We start from the raw sequence: 1425 nt of genomic DNA on the forward strand, positions 1-1425 counted from the left end.
TGCACTGAACCCCAAAACCTGGACACATTTTACATCTCTTTTGATGCCCGGTATTCCACCGGGCTCATGCCCGTTCTGAGACAAATTCGTTCGTGATTGTAGTAGCTGATGTAGGCCATGATATCCCGCTTCAGGACGTCAACCGATTCATAACGCCTGCAGTAATACATCTCCGTTTTAAGATGACTGAAGAAGTTTTCCATCACGGCGTTGTCCAGGCAGTTTCCCCTGCGTGACATGCTCTGAATGATCCCGGACTCGGCAAGCATTGACCGCCACATCGGCGTGCGGTATTGCCAGCCCTGGTCACTATGTAGCATCAACCCCTCTTTCCGGCCGGGTACTTTCAGTGCTTTTTCCAGCATCCTGCAGGTCAGTGTCAGCGCAGGCCTCTGTGCCATCTGCCAGGCAATGATTTCACCGTTAAACAGGTCCTGAACCACGGAGAGATACAGTTTTTCACCGCCGGCTCTGAACTCCGTCACGTCGGTACACCACTTTGTTCCGCTCTGTCCTGCACGGAAACTGCGCGCAAGAAGATTGGGTGACGACGGGCTGCCGTTGTTCATCCACGTACGGTATTTTCTGCGCCGGACGTGGCAACACAGACCCTGTAGCTTCATCAGCTTGCGCACCGTTTTATGATTCAGCATCATGCCTTCTTTTCTCAGCGCTATCGTTATGCGGCGATAGCCGTAACGGCCCCGATGCCGCTTATGAAGTGCGGTTATCATCGCCACAGCAGCCTCATATCTGTTTCTTTCAGCCGGTGGATTCGCCTGATGATAATACCAGGTGCTGCGAGGCAGGCACGCCGCACGTAACAGGTCATCCAGCCGGAACCCCGGCAGCAGCGAGCGGACTATTCCTGCTTTTGCTGCTGCTCCCTGAGCCCATTTTCCTCTCTCAGGGCTTTCAGCTTTTTTAGATACGCGTTCTCTGCCCGAAGGTATTCAAGCTCCCTGAGCAGTTCTTTATGTGTCATATCACTGAAGGATTTATCTTCAGCTGGCTTATTGGTTTTCATCGCTGGGCCTGATCTGCGGTTAACCAGCGCCACACTGCCTCCTGAACGATATTTGCGCAACCAGTTCTGAATAACCGTTTCGTTGGGGATAGCAAAATGTGCCGATGCATCGGCGCTGCTACACCGATTATCAAGGACGTAGCGAACAACGCGCAGTTTAAATTCAGGTGAGTAATGACGTGTCAGGCGGTGCGTCAGACCCGCTTCACCCTGATTCCGGAAAGCCCGGACCCAGCGAATAAGCGGTGACTCACCGACGTGAAAATGGCGGGCAGTTTCAGCCAAAGTCGCTTTACCCGAAAGATAGTGCTGAACTGCAGCCAGCCTGACGGAATATGGGTGCTTCATTTTAACCTCCGGATTCTGGATTGTTTGTCCAGGATCCGGGGTTCAGTGCA

The 1425-nt window shown here is 52.8% G+C and carries 1 protein-coding gene; it reads right to left on the minus strand.

What is annotated here, in order from left to right:
• Positions 1–29 precede the first annotated feature (29 nt).
• Positions 30–1375 (minus strand): IS3 family transposase gene (locus tag BM323_RS24440; RefSeq protein ID WP_139221453.1). Its coding sequence is split into 2 segments (ribosomal slippage): positions 30–928 and positions 928–1375, totalling 1347 coding nucleotides; the frame shifts between segments, so codons are not numbered across the junction.
• Between the last annotated feature and the right edge of the window lie 50 nt (positions 1376–1425).

This window comes from Pantoea sp. YR525, from assembly GCF_900116775.1.
GTDB lineage: Bacteria > Pseudomonadota > Gammaproteobacteria > Enterobacterales > Enterobacteriaceae > Pantoea > Pantoea symbiotica.